The organism is Burkholderia sp. AU45274, from assembly GCF_030482505.1.
Taxonomy (GTDB): Bacteria; Pseudomonadota; Gammaproteobacteria; order Burkholderiales; family Burkholderiaceae; genus Burkholderia.
On the sequence record NZ_JAUJQE010000026.1, the window covers coordinates 1 to 16,292 of the forward strand.

Annotated in this window: 19 protein-coding genes; 8 read left to right on the forward strand and 11 right to left on the reverse strand. The window is 65.8% G+C overall.

Annotated features, from left to right (window positions below; all coding sequences use genetic code 11):
- Positions 1-177 precede the first annotated feature (177 nt).
- Positions 178-1,548: a metalloprotease PmbA gene (pmbA, locus tag QZM35_RS37775; RefSeq protein ID WP_039370934.1), complete on the reverse strand. Its 1,371-nt coding sequence runs from the start codon at positions 1,546-1,548 to the stop codon at positions 178-180.
- A gap of 127 nt (positions 1,549-1,675) precedes the next feature.
- Here pmbA and yjgA point away from each other — a divergent pair, with 127 nt between their 5' ends.
- Positions 1,676-2,281 (forward strand): ribosome biogenesis factor YjgA, encoded by a 606-nt coding sequence (yjgA, locus tag QZM35_RS37780; protein ID WP_272481932.1) that lies wholly within the window; start codon positions 1,676-1,678, stop codon positions 2,279-2,281.
- A complete protein-coding gene (gene mog / locus QZM35_RS37785) occupies positions 2,262-2,882 on the forward strand; it encodes a molybdopterin adenylyltransferase (protein WP_011351366.1) in 621 nt (206 codons plus the stop codon). The genes yjgA and mog overlap by 20 nt, the downstream gene beginning before the upstream one ends.
- A gap of 16 nt (positions 2,883-2,898) precedes the next feature.
- On the opposite strand, the gene orn is transcribed toward mog, so the two are convergent.
- The gene (gene orn / locus QZM35_RS37790; RefSeq protein WP_046545212.1) at positions 2,899-3,519 is read right to left on the reverse strand and encodes an oligoribonuclease; all 621 of its coding nucleotides are present in this window, start codon (positions 3,517-3,519) and stop codon (positions 2,899-2,901) included.
- 117 nt (positions 3,520-3,636) lie between these two features.
- On the opposite strand from orn, the gene QZM35_RS37795 reads away from it, so the two are divergent.
- The 3 genes from QZM35_RS37795 (at position 3,637) to QZM35_RS37805 (ending at position 6,221) form a co-directional block, all read left to right on the forward strand.
- Positions 3,637-4,896 (forward strand): M48 family metallopeptidase, encoded by a 1,260-nt coding sequence (locus tag QZM35_RS37795; protein WP_089424819.1) that lies wholly within the window; start codon positions 3,637-3,639, stop codon positions 4,894-4,896.
- Positions 4,893-5,834 (forward strand): ribosome small subunit-dependent GTPase A, encoded by a 942-nt coding sequence (gene rsgA, locus QZM35_RS37800; RefSeq protein WP_089430775.1) that lies wholly within the window; start codon positions 4,893-4,895, stop codon positions 5,832-5,834. Before QZM35_RS37795 ends, rsgA begins: the two co-directional genes overlap by 4 nt.
- 66 nt (positions 5,835-5,900) lie before the next feature.
- Entirely contained in the window at positions 5,901-6,221 is a 321-nt protein-coding gene (locus QZM35_RS37805) for a hypothetical protein (protein ID WP_089430774.1), read from the forward strand.
- 64 nt (positions 6,222-6,285) lie between these two features.
- On the opposite strand, the gene QZM35_RS37810 is transcribed toward QZM35_RS37805, so the two are convergent.
- From QZM35_RS37810 to rpsP, 6 genes are all read right to left on the reverse strand, one after another.
- The gene (locus tag QZM35_RS37810; protein ID WP_011351361.1) at positions 6,286-7,224 is read right to left on the reverse strand and encodes a CobD/CbiB family protein; all 939 of its coding nucleotides are present in this window, start codon (positions 7,222-7,224) and stop codon (positions 6,286-6,288) included.
- A gap of 120 nt (positions 7,225-7,344) precedes the next feature.
- Entirely contained in the window at positions 7,345-8,031 is a 687-nt protein-coding gene (locus tag QZM35_RS37815; RefSeq protein WP_069247448.1) for a CoA pyrophosphatase, read from the reverse strand.
- 87 nt (positions 8,032-8,118) lie between these two features.
- The gene (gene rplS, locus QZM35_RS37820; protein ID WP_006753174.1) at positions 8,119-8,511 is read right to left on the reverse strand and encodes a 50S ribosomal protein L19; all 393 of its coding nucleotides are present in this window, start codon (positions 8,509-8,511) and stop codon (positions 8,119-8,121) included.
- 133 nt (positions 8,512-8,644) lie between these two features.
- On the reverse strand, positions 8,645-9,439 hold the full coding sequence (gene trmD, locus QZM35_RS37825) for a tRNA (guanosine(37)-N1)-methyltransferase TrmD (RefSeq protein WP_006476548.1): 795 nt from the start codon (positions 9,437-9,439) through the stop codon (positions 8,645-8,647).
- A 1-nt stretch (position 9,440) separates the two neighbouring features.
- On the reverse strand, positions 9,441-10,121 hold the full coding sequence (gene rimM / locus QZM35_RS37830) for a ribosome maturation factor RimM (protein ID WP_089424816.1): 681 nt from the start codon (positions 10,119-10,121) through the stop codon (positions 9,441-9,443).
- A gap of 42 nt (positions 10,122-10,163) precedes the next feature.
- Complete coding sequence (rpsP, locus tag QZM35_RS37835) at positions 10,164-10,418, reverse strand: 30S ribosomal protein S16 (RefSeq protein WP_006476550.1); 255 nt, start codon at positions 10,416-10,418, stop codon at positions 10,164-10,166.
- Positions 10,419-10,571: 153 nt separating this feature from the next.
- Here rpsP and QZM35_RS37840 point away from each other — a divergent pair, with 153 nt between their 5' ends.
- Both QZM35_RS37840 and QZM35_RS37845 read left to right on the forward strand, forming a co-directional pair.
- A complete protein-coding gene (locus tag QZM35_RS37840; protein WP_089431367.1) occupies positions 10,572-11,711 on the forward strand; it encodes a sorbosone dehydrogenase family protein in 1,140 nt (379 codons plus the stop codon).
- A 109-nt stretch (positions 11,712-11,820) separates the two neighbouring features.
- Positions 11,821-12,288, forward strand: a complete 468-nt coding sequence (locus QZM35_RS37845; RefSeq protein WP_039370986.1) for an NINE protein — start codon at positions 11,821-11,823, stop codon at positions 12,286-12,288.
- Between the two features lie 49 nt (positions 12,289-12,337).
- Here QZM35_RS37845 and QZM35_RS37850 read toward each other — a convergent pair whose 3' ends face one another.
- Together QZM35_RS37850 and QZM35_RS37855 are read right to left on the reverse strand one after the other, a co-directional pair.
- Positions 12,338-13,519 carry a PA0069 family radical SAM protein gene (locus QZM35_RS37850; protein ID WP_089483556.1) on the reverse strand — a complete coding sequence of 394 codons (1,182 nt, stop codon included), beginning with the start codon at positions 13,517-13,519 and terminating at the stop codon, positions 12,338-12,340.
- A gap of 90 nt (positions 13,520-13,609) precedes the next feature.
- Positions 13,610-14,098 (reverse strand): Lrp/AsnC ligand binding domain-containing protein, encoded by a 489-nt coding sequence (locus tag QZM35_RS37855; RefSeq protein ID WP_011351353.1) that lies wholly within the window; start codon positions 14,096-14,098, stop codon positions 13,610-13,612.
- 145 nt (positions 14,099-14,243) lie between these two features.
- Between QZM35_RS37855 and QZM35_RS37860 the strand changes: the two genes are divergently transcribed.
- Complete coding sequence (locus QZM35_RS37860) at positions 14,244-15,530, forward strand: D-amino acid dehydrogenase (protein WP_089424813.1); 1,287 nt, start codon at positions 14,244-14,246, stop codon at positions 15,528-15,530.
- A gap of 211 nt (positions 15,531-15,741) precedes the next feature.
- Here QZM35_RS37860 and QZM35_RS37865 read toward each other — a convergent pair.
- Positions 15,742-16,292: electron transfer flavoprotein subunit alpha/FixB family protein (locus QZM35_RS37865; protein WP_301777772.1), on the reverse strand; the 551-nt coding region annotated here is incomplete at its 5' end.

The window sequence follows — 16,292 nt, forward strand, 5'->3', positions numbered from 1 at the left end:
TCTCACGGAACCCAGCGTGGCCGGACTCGTACTCCTCTGCAATGGATACCTTGAACTGCTCCGTGTACTTGCTCATGAAAAACACCCCAAAGGTTGGATCGATGTCCAACTTTTGGGGTGCAGTTCACGCGAGCCGTCGGGCTTTTTCGTTTGATGGCGGCCGATGCCGCGTGCCGCTTACTGCCCGGCGATCGTCATCTGCTCGATCAGCACCGAGCCCGTTTCCTTCGTGCCGCGCACGATCGAATCGGCACCGATCGCGACGATATGCCGGAACATTTCCTGCAGCGTGCTCGCGACGGTGATTTCCTCGACCGGATACTGGATCACGCCGTTCTCGACCCAGAAGCCCGCCGCACCGCGCGAATAGTCGCCCGTCACGTAGTTCACGCCCTGCCCCATCAGCTCGGTCAGCAACAGGCCCGTGCCGAGCTTCTTCAGCATCGCGTCGAAATCGTCGCCCGCCTGCGTGTTCGAGCTGCGCAGCGCGAGGTTGTGCGAGCCGCCCGCGTTGCCGGTGGTCTGCGTGCCGAGCTTGCGCGCCGAATAGGTCGACAGGAAGTAGCCTTCGACGACGCCGTCCTTGACGACGCTGCGCGCACGCGTGCGCACGCCTTCCTCGTCGAACGGCGCGCTGCCCATCGCGCGCGGCACGTGCGGATCCTCGACGACCTGGATGTGCGGCGCGAACACCGGCTTGCCGAGGCTGTCGACGAGGAACGACGTCTTGCGGTACAGCGCACCGCCGCTCACCGCCTGCACGAATGCGCCGAGCAGGCCGGCCGCGAGCGGCGCCTCGAACAGCACGGGCACCTTGCGGGTATCGAGGCGGCGCGCACCCATCCGGGCAAGCGCACGCTCGGCCGCGTAACGGCCCACCGCTTCGGGTGCCGCGAGATCGATCGCGCTGCGCTTCGACGAATACCAGTCGTCGCGCTGCATGTGACGGCCGCTGCCCGCGATCGGCGCGCAAGCGATGTAATGACGCGAGTACGGGTAGCCGGACAGGAAGCCGCGCGACGTGGCCAGCACGAACTGCGAATGCTGGGCCGACACGCTCGCGCCTTCCGAGTTGCGGATCTGCGGGCTGACCGCGAATGCGGCGTCTTCCGCGCGGCGGGCGAGCTCGACGGCCTCGTCGGCCGACAGCGCCCACGGGTGGTAGAGGTCGAGGTCACGCGGGTCGGTTTCGAGCAGCTCGGCTTCGGCCAGGCCGGCCGCCTCGTCCTCGGCCGTGAAGCGCGCGATGTTGTACGCGGCGGCGACGGTATCCTTGATCGCGCCCGGCGAGAAATCCGACGTGCTCGCGTTGCCGCGCTTCTTGCCGATGAACACGGTCACGCCGACCATCTTGTCGCGGTTGTGCTCGATCGTTTCGACTTCGCCGCGGCGCACCGACACCGACAGGCCGTCGCCCTCGGAGATTTCGGTCGCGGCGTCCGTCGCGCCGAGCGCCTTCGCATGGCGAAGGATGTCGGAGGCGATTTCTTTGAGCTGGTCCTGCGTGTGCGGGAAATAGCGCGCTTGTACGTCGAGATTGGCTGCCATCGTCTTGATATCCGGTGGCGGGCGGGCGCCCGCATGGTCAAAATGTTGCGTATCCCGCGATCATAGCAAGGTCCGGGGCCGGACACCGACAAGCTTGGGGTGTCCGCGGCGCGATACAATGCCGTCCATGACACGCAAAACCCGAATCCAGCCGATCGAGCATGCCGCCGAAGAGGACGACAATGGCTACGATCGCCCCAGCAAATCCCAGTTGAAGCGCGAGATGCACGAGCTGCAGGTACTCGGCCAGGCACTCGTCGATCTGCCGAAAGACGCGCTGAAACGCATGCCGATGCCCGAAAGCCTCGGCGACGCCGTGCGCGAGGCGCGCCGGATCACCGATCACGAAGGCAAGCGCCGCCAGCTCCAGTACGTCGGCCGCGTGATGCGCTCGCTGACCGACGACGAGACGGCCGCGCTGCGCACCGCGCTCGACGCGCAACGCGGCGTGAACAAGGCCGCGACGGCCCGCCTGCACTGGATCGAACGCACCCGCGAACAGTTGCTCGCGAGCGACGACGCGCTGACCGAATTCCTGCGCCAGCACCCGGAAGCCGACATCCAGGAAGGCCGCACGCTGATCCGCAACGCACGCAAGGAAGCGCAGCAAGGCAAGCCGCCGCGCTATTTCCGCGAGCTGTTCCAGTGGATCAAGACCGCCGGCGGCACGTCCCATGCGGACGACGAAGCGGCGGACGACGCCGGAGACGACCATGACGACGACGAAGCGTAACCACCCGGACGAGCTCGTCGTCGGCCTCGTGTCGATCAGCGACCGCGCGAGCACGGGGGTCTACGAAGACAAGGGCATTCCGGCGCTGCAGGAGTGGCTCGCCGGCGCGCTGGTGTCGCCGTGGCGCGCCGAAACGCGCCTGATCCAGGACGACGCGCCGACGATCTCCGCCACGCTCGCCGAACTCGTCGACGTCGCGGGGTGCGACCTCGTGCTGACGACGGGCGGCACGGGCCCGGCGCGCCGCGACGTGACGCCCGAGGCCACGCTGGCCGTGGCGACGAAGGAAATGCCGGGATTCGGCGAACAGATGCGGCAGATCAGCCTGAATTTCGTGCCGACCGCGATCCTGTCGCGGCAGGTCGCGGTGATCCGCGAGACGGCCGACCATGCGGCGCTGATCGTCAACCTGCCCGGCCAGCCGAAGTCGATCCGGGAAACGCTCGAAGGGCTGCGCGATGCCGACGGCAAGTCGACCGTACCCGGCATCTTCGCCGCGGTGCCCTACTGCATCGACCTGATCGGCGGCCCGTACATCGAGACCGACGCCGCGGTGGTCGCGGCGTTCCGGCCGAAAAGCGCTCAGCGCGCACCGCGCTAAACGCGTGCCGGCCCGCTCAGGCGGCCGGCGCGGACTCGCCTGCCGAAGCCGACGCGGCCGGAATCAGGAAATGCTCGCGGTAGTACTTCAGCTCGTCGATCGACTCGTGGATGTCCGCGAGCGCCGTGTGCATCGCCCGCTTCTGGAAACCCTTGTAGATCGCGGGCTGCCAACGGCGGCACAGCTCCTTGAGCGTGCTGACGTCGAGGTTGCGGTAGTGGAAGAACCGCTCGAATTCGGGCATCCAGCGCGCCATGAAGCGGCGGTCCTGGCAGATCGAGTTGCCGCACATCGGCGACTTGCCGGGCGACACGTACTGCGCGAGGAAGGCCTGCAATTGCTCGGCGGCTTCCGCCTCGGTCACCGTCGACGCGCGCACGCGGTCGATCAGGCCCGAGCGGCCGTGCGTCGACTTGTTCCAGTCATCCATCTTCGCGAGCGTTTCGTCGCTCTGGTGGATCGCGAACACGGGGCCTTCGACGGCGATGTCGAGCGTGGAATTGGTCACGACGACCGCGATCTCGATGATGCGGTCGTTATCCGGGTCGAGGCCCGTCATCTCCATGTCGAGCCAGACGAGGTTCAACTCGTTGCGCACGAGCGCGGGCTGGCTGGCGGAAGCGGCGGTATCGGTCATGAGTCATCCTGGAAAATGGCGGACGGCGCGCGGCGCCGCCCGGGCGGCCGGCATCGCATCAGCGGGGCCGGTCCGCAAGAACATATAATTCTCGCATAGAACCCTTTGGCGCCTTCGATGTCACCCTTTTCGTTCACCCTGCTGTTCGCGCTCGCCGTGCTCGCGATGGTCGTCACCAAGCTGTGGCTCGCGTCGCGGCAAATCCGCTTCGTCGCGGCGCACCGTAACGACGTCCCCGCGCAGTTCAGCGCAACCATCCCGCTGACCGCCCACCAGCGCGCGGCCGACTATACGGTCGAGCGCACCCGGCTGACGATGCTCGAAATCGTCGTCAGCGCGGCCGTGCTGGTCGGTCTCACGCTGCTCGGCGGCGTCGGCGCGCTCGACACGCTGCTCACCGGCTGGATCGGCCGCGGCTACGGGCAGCAAGTCGCGCTCGTCGCGGCGGTGCTCGTGATCACGAGCGTCATCGACGTCCCGTTCGAGTATTACCGCCAGTTCGGGATCGAACAGCGTTTCGGCTTCAACCGGATGACGAAGCGGCTGTTCTTCACCGACATGCTGAAAAACTCGCTGCTCGGCGCCGCGCTCGGCCTGCCGCTGCTGTTCGTCGTGCTGTGGCTGATGAACCAGGCCGGCAGCCTGTGGTGGCTGTGGACCTGGATCGTCTGGGTCGCATTCCAGATGCTCGTGCTGCTGATCTACCCGACCTTCATCGCACCGATCTTCAACAAGTTCGAACCGCTGAAGGACGACGCGCTGCGCGCGCGCATCGAGTCGCTGATGAAGCGCTGCGGCTTTGCGGCGAAGGGGCTGTTCGTGATGGACGGCAGCCGCCGCTCCGCGCACGGCAACGCGTACTTCACGGGCTTCGGCGCATCGAAGCGGATCGTGTTCTTCGACACGCTGCTCGCGCGCCTGTCCGGCCAGGAAATCGAGGCCGTGCTCGCGCACGAACTCGGCCACTTCAAGCGCCGCCACGTGATGAAGCGGATGCTCGTGTCGTTCGTGCTGAGCCTCGTGCTGCTCGCGCTGCTCGGCTGGCTGGCGCAACGCACGTGGTTCTACACGGGGCTCGGCGTCACGCCATCGCTCGACACGAGCAACGCGGGCGCCGCACTCGTGCTGTTCTTCCTCGCGATTCCCGTGTTCCTGTTCTTCGCAACGCCGTTCGGCAGCCTCACGTCGCGCAAGCACGAATTCGAGGCCGACGCATTCGCGGCCAGCCAGACCGACGCGCAGGATCTCGTCAGCGCGCTCGTGAAGCTCTATGAGGACAACGCGTCGACGCTGACGCCCGACCCCGTCTACACGGCCTTCTACTACTCGCATCCGCCTGCGTCGCAGCGGATCGACCGCCTGATGCAGCACGCATGAGCCGGCCGACCTCCCGCAAGCCGGCCCCGCGCGCGTCGAATGCGCAACGGGTCGAAGGCCGCGTGATCGCGGCGCACGGGCGCCACTACATCGTCGCGCCCGACGACGGCGGCCCGATGCTGCAGTGCTTCCCGCGCGGCAAGAAGAGCGACATCGCGGTCGGCGACCGTGTCGTGTACGAACTCGCATCGGCCGACCAGGGCGTCATCGTCGAGATCGGCGAGCGGCGCAACCTGCTGTACCGTTCCGACCAGTTCAAGTCGAAGCTGTTCGCGGCCAACCTCGATCAGTTGCTGATCGTGCTCGCGACCGAGCCCTACTTCAGCGAGGACCTGCTCGGCCGCGCGCTGATCGCCGCCGAGGCGAACGAGCTGAAGCCGCTCGTCGTGCTGAACAAGATCGACGTCGAAGCCGCGCTGCCGGTCGCGCGCGAACGCCTCGCGCCCTACCGCGCCCTTGGCTACGACGTGCTCGAGCTGTCCGTGAAGGGCTCGCCCGACGACGCGCGCGCACAACTGATGCCGCACCTCGCCGGGCATTCGACGATCCTGCTCGGCCAGTCCGGGATGGGCAAGTCGACGCTCGTGAACCTGCTCGTTCCCGATGCCGAAGCCGCCACGCGCGAGATTTCGGCCGCACTCAACAGCGGCCGTCACACGACGACGTTCACGCGCCTCTACCCGTTGGCGGGCGGCGGCGCGCTGATCGATTCGCCGGGCTTCCAGGAATTCGGCCTCTACCACCTAACGGAAGGCCGTCTCGAGCGCGCCTTCCCGGAGTTCCGGCCGCTGCTGGCCGACTGCCGTTTCTATAATTGCCATCATCTGCACGAACCCGGCTGCGCGATTCTCGACGCTGTCGCCGACGGCCGCATCGCACCGTCGCGGCATGCGCTGTATGCGCAGCTCGTGCACGAGGCGAGCCAGATCGTCCGCTGACCGCGCGGCACGCGCGCGGCGGGCAGCCGGTACCATGCGGGCCGGCGTTCACCGACAGGAGCCGCGATGCGTTTCAAGGCACCCGATCTCGCGACGGCGCAGCATTGGGCCAACGTGCTTCAGGTAGCCGGCATCGGTTGCGAGCTGCATAACTGCTACGCGACCGGCGCGCTCGGCGGCCTGCCCGCCGACGCCTGCACGCCCGAACTGTGGCTCGACGACGAACGCGACGACGCACTCGCACGCCGGCTCCTCGATGCCGCGTCGCACGGCCCGTCGGCCGGCACCGCGCCGTGGCGCTGCCGGCAGTGCGGTGAGGCGCTCGAAGCCCAGTTCACCGCGTGCTGGCAATGCGGCGCCGTGCGCGATCCGCTGGAAGACGACTGAACCACAGCAAAAAGGCCGGCTTCAAGCCGGCCTTCTGCCTTTCATCGGATACCGCACTGCCCCGTCACGACACCCAGACGGCGAGCGTCAGCATCAGCAGCAGAATCATCCACAGGATCACCGCACGCCAGACGAGACCCACCGCGGATTGCAGCGTACGCGGCGTGCAATCGTCACCGACCGTCAACGGGCCGCTGTCGCCGACGGCCAGCGCATCGAGGCTCGACGGTTCCGCGAGCGGCCCCGCGAGGCGTGCGCCGAGCGCACCGCTGCCGGCTGCCAGCAGGACGCCATCGTTCGGATCGGGCCATTGGCGCGTGTGGTTGCGCCACGCATAGATCGCGTCCTCGAAATTGCCGACGATCGCGAAGCCGAGCGCGGTCAATCGCGCGGGAATCCAGTCGATCACGAAGAACGCACGCTGCGCGAACGTCGAGAAGGCCGCCGTGCGGTCGTCGCCCGGCGTCGACCAGCTGCGTGCGAGGTATTCGGAAATCCGGTACAGCACGGCACCGGCCGGGCCGATCGGCAGCACATACCAGAAGAACACGCCGAACACGTGGCGATGCGATGCGACCACGGCGTGAATCAGCGTATGGCGGACGATTTCGCCGACCGGCATGTCGACCGTGTCGATGCCCGTCCACTCGTGCAGGATTTCGCGCGCACGCGGCACGTCGTCGTTATTGAGCGCGAGGTGGATGTCGGTGAAGTAATGGCTGAACTGACGGAAGCCGAGCGTGAAATACACGACGACGACGTTCCAGATGAATGCGAGCACGAAGCTCACCTTGAACAGCAGGAAATAGATCAGCGCGACGATCAGCACCCACGGCAGCACGACCGCGAGCCAGGCGAGGATGCCGTGCTTCTGCTTGCCCGCGTCGAGACCATGCGCGACGGTTTCCGCATGAAACTGGAACAGCGCGAACACCGGATTGTTCGGCGACAACGCGCGGACCTGTTCGATGATGAGAGCGAGGAGAACCGAAAAGAAAGTCATGCGTGGCGCCGTCTTCGGAGTTATGTCATTTTTTGCATAACGATAGCACAGCGTAAGCACCGGATGGCTGCCGGTGCAGCCGCCCGCCAGCCGGCCACGCACGCCGACAATCGTGCACGCCTAGCCGGCGGCCAAGAAGCGGTACAGATTGCGCAACATGCCGGCAGTTGCGCCCCAGATGAAGTAATGCCCGCCGGGTTCGCCATTCGGATAGGGCATCGCAAAAAAACGACGCTCGCCGCCTTCCCAGCGGAACACACGGACCTGATGGTTCGCGGGATTCATCAGGAACGCGAGCGGAACCTCGAAAATCTCGGCCACTTCGAACGTGTCGGCCTGCACGGTGAACGGCGGATGCACGAGGCCGACCACCGGTGTCACGCAAAAGCCCGTACCGGTCAGGTAGTCGGGCAGCGCGCCGAGGATCTCGACACGCTCGTCTGCCAGACCGATCTCTTCCTTCGCCTCGCGCAACGCGGTGGCGGTTGCATCGCGATCGAACGGTTCGCGACGACCGCCGGGGAAGCTGATCTGCCCGGCGTGGTCGTTCAGGTGGTCGGCGCGCTGGGTCAGCAGCATGGTGAGGCCGGACTCACGGACGACGAGCGGCACGAGGACGGCCGCGCTGCGTGGATCGACGCCCTCCTGCAGCCTCGCCTCGCCGGGCTCGACGCTCCATTCGAGCGTGCGCGCGAAACGGTCGCGCAGGCCGGACGGCGTCATCAGGCGGGAATCGATGGCCGGCAGGCCGGCGCCGGTGCCTTCGACCGGCAGGACTTCGGGATCGATGATGGGGCGGCGATTCAATGGGGCTCTCGGGTTCGTGTCGTATCGAGCATATTCTCGCGCCAGAATGAAAAAAGCACCCGGTTGGGTGCTTTTTCCTTACAGCTCTTACTCTTGGGAAGCTGCTGCGGCGCGATCCTTCGACACCAGCTTTTCCTTGATACGAGCCGACTTGCCCGAACGCTCGCGCAGGTAGTACAGCTTCGCACGACGCACATCACCGCGGCGCTTCACGACGATGCTTGCCAGCAGCGGCGAGTACGTCTGGAACGTACGCTCGACGCCTTCGCCCGACGAGATCTTGCGGACGATGAAGTTCGAGTTCAGACCACGATTGCGAATCGCGATCACGACGCCTTCGTAAGCCTGAACGCGCTTGCGGTTACCTTCAACCACGTTCACGTTCACGATCACCGTGTCGCCCGGGGCGAATTCGGGGATCGTCTTGCCGGCGAGCGCGCGCTCGATTTCTTCCTGCTCAAGTTTTGCGATCAGATTCATTACTGACTCCTTATGCCATCGTGTCGGCGTTCACACCCGCCTGCTTCCAGGCCTGGCCCCGATAGAGGATGGATTCACATCAGGCGCCGCACACGCATGTACGGCACCGCCAATTCCCGCTCGCGCAGCCGCCTCAGGAGGCGTCCTTCGCTTCGCGTGCGAGGTTCGCGAGCCACGCCTCGTCGGCGCGGCTCAACAACTTCTCGCGGCGCGCCCGGACGATCAGGTCCGGCCGCTTCCGCAGCGTATTCCTCAATGCTTCCTGGCGCCGCCACTTCTCGATCTCGGCATGATGCCCGCCGAGCAGCACGTCCGGTACGCGCACGCCGTCGTATTCCTCGGGGCGCGTGTAGTGCGGACAATCGAGCAGGCCGTCAGCGAAACTGTCCTGCACGGCCGACAGCGAATCGTTCAGCACACCAGGCAGCAATCGTACGACAGCATCCATCATCGCCATCGCCGGCAATTCTCCGCCGGACAGGACGAAATCGCCGAGGCTGATTTCCTCGTCGACGCAACGATCGAGCAGGCGCTGGTCGATCGCTTCGTAGCGGCCGCACAGCACGACGACACCGGGTTCCTGCGCCATCCGCACCGCACGATCGTGCGTGAGCGGCGCGCCCTGCGGCGACATCATCACGACACGCGTGCTCGCGATGCCCTGCTCCGCCTGCGCCGCTTTCGCGGCATCGATTGCGGCTTCGAGCGGCCTGGCCAGCATCACCATGCCCGGACCACCGCCGTACGGACGATCGTCGACCGTGCGGTAGTTGTCCGTCGTGAAATCACGCGGATTCCAGGTGCGCAGCCCGAAGCGCCCTTGCTTGACGGCCCGGCTGGTGATCCCCCAGTCGGTCAGTGCACGGAACATCTCGGGAAAGAGCGTGACGACGTCGAACTGCACCGCGCTCTCGGTAACCTGGTTCATTTCAGTAATCGGCTTCCCAGTCGACGACGATACGACGTGCCGCCTGATCCACCGTTTTGACGTATACGCCGACGAACGGAATCAACCGCTCGTCGGTGGTCGGCTGACCGTCTTTGCCGGTCGCCGGATACTCGACACGCATGATCGAATGCACGCCATTGTCGATCATCCCGCTCACCTTCCCGAGTGCCACCGATTGCTCGTTGACGACGTCGAGACCGATCAGGTCGACCCAATAGAATTCGTCCGCGGCCAATGCCGGGAAATCTTCCCGGCGCACGAACACGCGAAAGCCGCGCATCGCGTACGCGGCATCGCGGTCGCTGACGCCCGCGGGTTGCGCAACGACGGTGTCGCTGTGCGCCTTCGACTGCACGATGCGGACGGAAAGCCGCTCCGCTCCGCGTTCCAGCCACCAGTGGCGCGCCTTGAGCAGCGCATCGCCGCCGCGGCCGGCGTCGGCATGCGTCGCCACCTTGACCCAACCCTTCAGGCCATAGGCGTCGACCACCGCTCCGACCTCGACGGCATCGTCGGGCCAGGCTTGCGCCACCTCGAGACTGCCCTGCTGCTCGGCAGCCTGACCGGCGTTCGCGACAGCGTCGCGCTCGACCGGCTTGCGGACGAATGCGCCAAACGACGCACGCCCGCGCCTTGCATTACCGGAATCGTGACCCGCCATCAATGCACCTCACAGCCGGCACGACCGGCACACCGTGCCATGTTAGGCAGCCGGTTGCGCCTTTTGCGCTTCCTTCACGAGACGCTGGACGGTCGGCGACAGTTGCGCGCCAACACCTTGCCAGTACGTCAGGCGATCCTGAGCGATACGCAGCGATTCGCCCTTCGTAGCGACCGGGTTGTAGAAACCGACGCGCTCGATGAAGCGGCCGTCACGACGGTTGCGCGAATCGGTAGCAACGATGTTGTAGAACGGGCGCTTCTTCGAGCCGCCACGAGCCAGACGGATGATAACCATATGATGTCCTTCGGGAAAACCGGGTTCGAAACTACTGAAACACGCGATTATAGCCGGAAACCAGAGGTACAACAAACACTTACGCGGAAAAAATCCGGAGGCGGCCTGTCCGCCGGGCATACAATCGTCGTGTCCGGGACGTTCCACACCGTCATGCCGCCCCTTCGCGCCGCCTCGACGCGCCGCGCGCAGCACCGTTTCGCGGCGCTGCTTGCCGGCCTTGCCTGCCTCGCGTCCGCACTGGCGTTTGCCGCGCCGTTGCCGGTGGGCGAACTCGTCGTGCCGCCCGGCTTCCACATCGAAGTGCTGGTCGACGCGGTACCGACCGCGCGCGAAATGGCGTGGTCGCCGCGCGGCATCCTGTATGTCGGCACGCGGGAAGGCCGCGTTCACGCATTCGTCATGCACGAGGGCCGGATCAGCGCGCGCTATGTTGTAGCGTCCGGGCTCGACATGCCGGTCGGCGTCGCCTACCGTGGCGGCGCACTCTATATATCCGCCGTCTCACGCATCCTGCGTCTCGATCACATCGACGACCGGCTGGCCACGCCGCCCGCACCTGCCGTCGTCACCGACGCGCTGCCGACCGAACACCATCACGGCTGGAAATTCATCGCGTTCGGCCCCGACGGCAAGCTGTATGTACCGACCGGCGCACCGTGCAACGTCTGTCTCGCCGATCGCAGCCGCTACGCGATCATCGCACGCATGAAGGCGGACGGCAGCGGGAATGAGGTTGTTGCCCGCGGCGTACGCAATACGGTCGGCTTTGCGTGGCACCCCGATTCGGGCGAGCTTTGGTTTACCGACAACGGGCGCGACATGATGGGCGACGACGTGCCCGACGACAAGCTGAACCGCGCACCGCGTGCCGGCCTCGACTTCGGTTTCCCATACTGCCATGGCGGCGACACGCCCGACCCCGAATTCGGCAGCGCCGACGTATGCCGCCGCTATGTGCCGCCTGTATTGAAACTCGGCGCACACGTCGCAGCACTCGGCATGCGCTTCTATACAGGGTCGATGTTTCCGGCCTCGTATCGCAATAATGTCTTCATCGCCGAACACGGCTCGTGGAATCGCAGCACGAAGGTAGGCTACCGCGTGATGCGCGTCGTCGTTTCGGCGGATGGCAGCCAGGCGCGCCAGACTCCGTTTGTCACCGGCTGGCTGCGACCCGACGGCACGGTATGGGGACGCCCCGCCGACGTACTGCCGCTGCCGGACGGCTCGCTGCTCGTCAGCGACGACTATGCGGGCGCGATCTACCGCGTGACCTATGCGGCACCTTGACGCAGGATAGGGGTGACCGGGCCCGACCGGGCATCGTAGAATGCGTGCCGGGCCGCGCGCCCGCGCCGGCCCGCCGGCCGTCCATGCCAACGACAACACGCCGCCATCCATGTCCAGCAGCACCGCACCGTCCCGCCGCTTTCGCTCCAAGACGCTCACCGCCGCCCTCGCGTTCCTGTTCGGATCGCTCGGCGCGCACCGCTTCTATCTGTATGGCTTCCGCGACGTGTTCGGCTGGGCACACCTGCTCGCGACGATCGTCGGCATCCCGGGCTTCCTCCTGCTCGCCGCAACCCAGCGCAGCGCGGGCCTCGGCTGGTGGCTTGCCGTTCCCGGCGCGATCTCGCTGCTGGCAGCGTTTCTCGCCGCGCTCGTCTACGGGCTGCGCCCCGACGAAAAATGGGACGCGCAATTCAACGCAGAGACGGGCAAGCACAGCAAGTCGGGCTGGACCGTGATCTTCGTGGTGATCTTCTCGCTGCTGATCGGTGCCTTCCTGCTGATGACCGCACTCGCGCTGTCGTTCCAGACGTACTTCGAGTCGCAGGTCGAAGCGGCGAAGCAGATTTCGCAGTAAGCGTAACGGCCGCTACGCACCGGCGCCCTGCGCCGGTTTGGCTCGCCGGTCAGAACAGGTTCAATTGCGTGTCGTCACGCGACTGTGTCGACCGCGTCGCGGCTGAACGAACAGCAACGCGCGGCGCCGCGGTGGCCGGCGCACCGCGAAACTGCGACAGATCGAGAATCCCGTTCGTGCGCTCGTTCAACCCGAGCCGCTTGACGGCCTGGCGGAAACGCTGCCGCAGCAGGTCGGCCCAGATCCCCTCGCCCTTCATCCGTTTCGAGAAATCCGAGTCGTAGTCCTTCCCGCCGCGCATGTCGCGCACGCGGTTCATCACGCGCTCCGCGCGATCGGGAAAATGCGCGGCAAGCCAGTTCTTGAACAGCGGCGCGACTTCCCACGGCAGCCTCAGGATGATGTAGCTCGCATGCGTCGCGCCGGCTTCCGCGCACGCCTCGAGCACGCGCTCCATGTCGGGCTCGGTGACGAACGGAATCATCGGGGCAATGCTCACGCCGACCGGCACACCCGCCTCGCTCAGCGCACGAATCGTACGCAACCGGCGCGCCGGCGTTGCCGCGCGCGGCTCGAGCGTGCGCGCGAGATCGGCATCGAGTGTCGTGATCGTGACCGCCGCCATCACCTGCCCGCGTTCGGCCATCGGTGCGAGCAGGTCGAGATCACGCTCGATCAGCGACGACTTCGTGATCGCGGCGAACGGCAACCCGCGATCGTGCATCACCTGGATCACGCTGCGCGTGATGCGCAGGTCGCGCTCGACCGGCTGGTAGGCGTCGGTGTTGACGCCGAGCGCGATCGGCTCCGGCACGTAGCGCTTGCGTGAAATCTCGCGCTCGAGCAGTTCGGCCGCATTGACCTTCGCATAGATGCGGCTTTCGAAATCGAGCCCCGGCGACAGGCCGAGATAACTGTGCGTCGGCCGCGCGAAGCAGTAGATGCAACCGTGCTCGCAGCCGCGATACGGATTGAGCGATACGCTGAATGGAATGTCGGGCGACTGGTTGTGCGTCAGGATGCTCTTCGCGCGCTCCTCGAAGACCTGCGTGCGCAGCGGCGCGGGGAAATCGGTATCATCCGACTCGTGTGCCCAGCCGTCGTCGACCGCTTCGCGCTGCGCGATCTCGTATCGCCCCTGCAGGTTGTCGACCGCGCCGCGCCCCTTGCGGGGCACGGGCGGCGCTATCGGAAATTCGTTGTCGGATCGATCGTCCATGTGCCCACCCATTCGCCTGCACCCAATACTGTATATTTATACAGTATTGGGTGCAGCATGCCAAGGGCGGGATAAAGGGCCCGACGGCCCGCCGCAGGCGCGTCAGTCGCCCACCGCGATCGTCAGCGTCTCCTTGATTTCTTCCATCACGACATAGCTCTTCGACTGCACGGCGCCGGGCAGCTGCAGCAGGATGTCGCCGAGCAGCTTCCGGTAGTCGGCCATCTCGCCGATCCGCGCCTTGATCAGGTAGTCGAAATCACCGGACACGAGGTGGCACTCGAGCACCTCGTCGATCTTCATCACTTCGCGGCGGAATTGCTCGAACATGTTGCCGCCCTTGTGGCCGAGCGTGATCTCGACGAACACCAGCAGCGCGGCATCCAGCTGGTGCGGGTCGACCCGTGCGTGATAACCGGTGATCACGCCATCCCGCTCCATGCGCCGCACGCGCTCGATACACGGCGTCACGGTCAGTCCAACCTGTTCCGCAAGGTCTTTCATCGCCATCCGACCGTCGTCCTGCAGCAGTTTCAGGATGCGTCGATCGAGCTTGTCGAGCGAGCGTACGGGCTGACGTTGCGTTCTCATTTGTTTATGCTGAAAACCTGAAAAATACGATAACAAAACCTACACATTCGACAATACCATAGCGCAAAAAACTAGATCAGCTAGAGGTTACACGGAGACGCAGGTGCGCCCGGCCTCGATCTGGTCCCTTCCATCTGGAGCAGCTATGCGAGTCGTCATTCTGGGCAGCGGTGTGGTGGGCGTGGCAAGCGCGTATTACCTCGCGCGCGCCGGCCATGAAGTCACGGTGATCGACCGGGAAGCCGGCCCGGCGCTCGAGACGAGCTTCGCGAACGCAGGCCAGATCTCCCCCGGCTATGCCGCGCCGTGGGCCGCACCCGGCGTGCCGCTGAAGGCCGTCAAGTGGATGTTCGAAAAGCACGCGCCGCTCGCGATCCGCCTCGACGGCACGCGCTTCCAGCTCCAGTGGATGTATCAGATGCTGCGCAACTGCACGGCCGAGCGCTACGCGGTCAACAAGGGCCGCATGGTCCGCCTCGCCGAATACAGCCGCGACTGCCTGCAGGCACTGCGCGCCGATACCGGCATCCAGTACGAAGGCCGCACGGGTGGCACGCTGCAACTGTTCCGCACGCAGCAGCAACTCGACGGCGCGGCGAAGGACATCGCCGTGCTTCAGGAAGCGAACGTGCCGTTCGAACTGTTGTCGCCGGCCGACCTGAAGAAAGCCGAACCGGCGCTTGCCGCCGTCTCGCACAAGCTGACGGGCGGCCTGCGCCTGCCGGGTGACGAAACGGGCGACTGCCAGCTGTTCACGACGCGCCTTGCCGCGCTCGCCGAATCGCTTGGCGTGAAGTTCCGCTACAACACGCCGATCGATGCGCTCGCGATCGCGGGCGGCAAGATCGCCGGCGTGCAGTGCGGCAGCGAAACGGTGCGCGCGGACGCGTACGTCGTCGCGCTCGGCTCGTACTCGACGAGCTTCATCTCGAACCTGATGAAGATCCCCGTCTATCCGCTGAAGGGCTATTCGATCACCGCGCCGATCGTCAACGAAGCGGCCGCGCCCGTGTCGACCGTGCTCGACGAGACCTACAAGATCGCGATCACGCGTTTCGACCAGCGCATCCGCGTCGGCGGCATGGCGGAAATCGTCGGCTTCGACAAGAAGCTGCGTGCCGCGCGCCGCGAAACGCTTGAAATGTGCGTGAACGACCTGTTCCCGGGCGGCGGCGACACGTCGAAGGCAACGTTCTGGACGGGCCTGCGCCCGATGACGCCGGACGGCACGCCGATCGTCGGCCGTACGCCGGTGTCGAACCTGTTCCTGAACACCGGCCACGGCACGCTCGGCTGGACGATGTCGTGCGGCTCGGGCCAGCTGCTCGCGGACCTGATCTCGGGCAAGATGCCCGCGATCCAGGCCGACGACCTGTCGGTGCATCGTTACCTGAAGGACGTGGCCGGCGAGACGCGCCCGGCGTACGCATAAGCCACAGCCCGCAGCCGTGCAAGCGGCCGGCATCAAAAAGAACGGCGCCCCTCGGGGCGCCTTTTCATTTCATCGAATCGCGTTGTCATGCCGGTCAGCGGCGTGATGGTTCATGAGGTGTCACCCTCTTCCCCCTCTGTCGATGGCGAAAAAAAGGGGCGCTCGTGGCGCCCCTCTTCTCGTGTGCTTACCGCCGAAGCGTCACACTGCTTTAGCCGAGCTCGGCTACGAGCTCCGGCACGAGCGCGAACAGATCGCCGACGAGGCCGTAATCGGCCACGCTGAAGATCGGGGCTTCCGGATCCTTGTTGATCGCGACGATCACCTTCGAATCCTTCATGCCGGCCAGATGCTGAATCGCACCCGAGATGCCGACCGCGATGTACAGCTGCGGTGCGACGATCTTGCCGGTCTGGCCGACCTGATAGTCGTTCGGCACGTAGCCCGCGTCGACTGCCGCGCGCGAGGCACCCAGCGCCGCGCTCAGCTTGTCCGCCAGCGGCTCCAGCACCTTCGTGTAGTTCTCGCCGCTGCCCAGACCGCGGCCGCCCGACACGATGATGCTTGCGCTCGTCAGTTCCGGACGGTCCAGCTTCGTCACTTCACGGCTCACGAACTGCGACTTGCCGGCGTCGGCTGCCGCTTCGATCTTCTCGACCGATGCGCTGCCGCCTTCCGCTGCCACCGGATCGAAACCCGTTGCACGCACCGTGATGACCTTGATCGGATCGCTCGACTGCACCGTCGCGATCGCGTTGCCCG

What these genes read in the sequence shown, in the direction of transcription:
- pmbA (WP_039370934.1), bottom strand. Translation starts at nt 1,548, where the DNA reads ATGGCAGCCAATCTCGACGTACAAGCGCGCTATTTCCCGCACACGCAG.
- yjgA (WP_272481932.1), top strand. Translation starts at nt 1,676, where the DNA reads ATGACACGCAAAACCCGAATCCAGCCGATCGAGCATGCCGCCGAAGAG.
- mog (WP_011351366.1), top strand. Translation starts at nt 2,262, where the DNA reads ATGACGACGACGAAGCGTAACCACCCGGACGAGCTCGTCGTCGGCCTC.
- orn (WP_046545212.1), bottom strand. Translation starts at nt 3,519, where the DNA reads ATGACCGATACCGCCGCTTCCGCCAGCCAGCCCGCGCTCGTGCGCAAC.
- QZM35_RS37795 (WP_089424819.1), top strand. Translation starts at nt 3,637, where the DNA reads ATGTCACCCTTTTCGTTCACCCTGCTGTTCGCGCTCGCCGTGCTCGCG.
- rsgA (WP_089430775.1), top strand. Translation starts at nt 4,893, where the DNA reads ATGAGCCGGCCGACCTCCCGCAAGCCGGCCCCGCGCGCGTCGAATGCG.
- QZM35_RS37805 (WP_089430774.1), top strand. Translation starts at nt 5,901, where the DNA reads ATGCGTTTCAAGGCACCCGATCTCGCGACGGCGCAGCATTGGGCCAAC.
- QZM35_RS37810 (WP_011351361.1), bottom strand. Translation starts at nt 7,224, where the DNA reads ATGACTTTCTTTTCGGTTCTCCTCGCTCTCATCATCGAACAGGTCCGC.
- rplS (WP_006753174.1), bottom strand. Translation starts at nt 8,511, where the DNA reads ATGAATCTGATCGCAAAACTTGAGCAGGAAGAAATCGAGCGCGCGCTC.
- trmD (WP_006476548.1), bottom strand. Translation starts at nt 9,439, where the DNA reads ATGAACCAGGTTACCGAGAGCGCGGTGCAGTTCGACGTCGTCACGCTC.
- rimM (WP_089424816.1), bottom strand. Translation starts at nt 10,121, where the DNA reads ATGGCGGGTCACGATTCCGGTAATGCAAGGCGCGGGCGTGCGTCGTTT.
- rpsP (WP_006476550.1), bottom strand. Translation starts at nt 10,418, where the DNA reads ATGGTTATCATCCGTCTGGCTCGTGGCGGCTCGAAGAAGCGCCCGTTC.
- QZM35_RS37840 (WP_089431367.1), top strand. Translation starts at nt 10,572, where the DNA reads ATGCCGCCCCTTCGCGCCGCCTCGACGCGCCGCGCGCAGCACCGTTTC.
- QZM35_RS37845 (WP_039370986.1), top strand. Translation starts at nt 11,821, where the DNA reads ATGTCCAGCAGCACCGCACCGTCCCGCCGCTTTCGCTCCAAGACGCTC.
- QZM35_RS37850 (WP_089483556.1), bottom strand. Translation starts at nt 13,519, where the DNA reads ATGGGTGGGCACATGGACGATCGATCCGACAACGAATTTCCGATAGCG.
- QZM35_RS37855 (WP_011351353.1), bottom strand. Translation starts at nt 14,098, where the DNA reads ATGAGAACGCAACGTCAGCCCGTACGCTCGCTCGACAAGCTCGATCGA.
- QZM35_RS37860 (WP_089424813.1), top strand. Translation starts at nt 14,244, where the DNA reads ATGCGAGTCGTCATTCTGGGCAGCGGTGTGGTGGGCGTGGCAAGCGCG.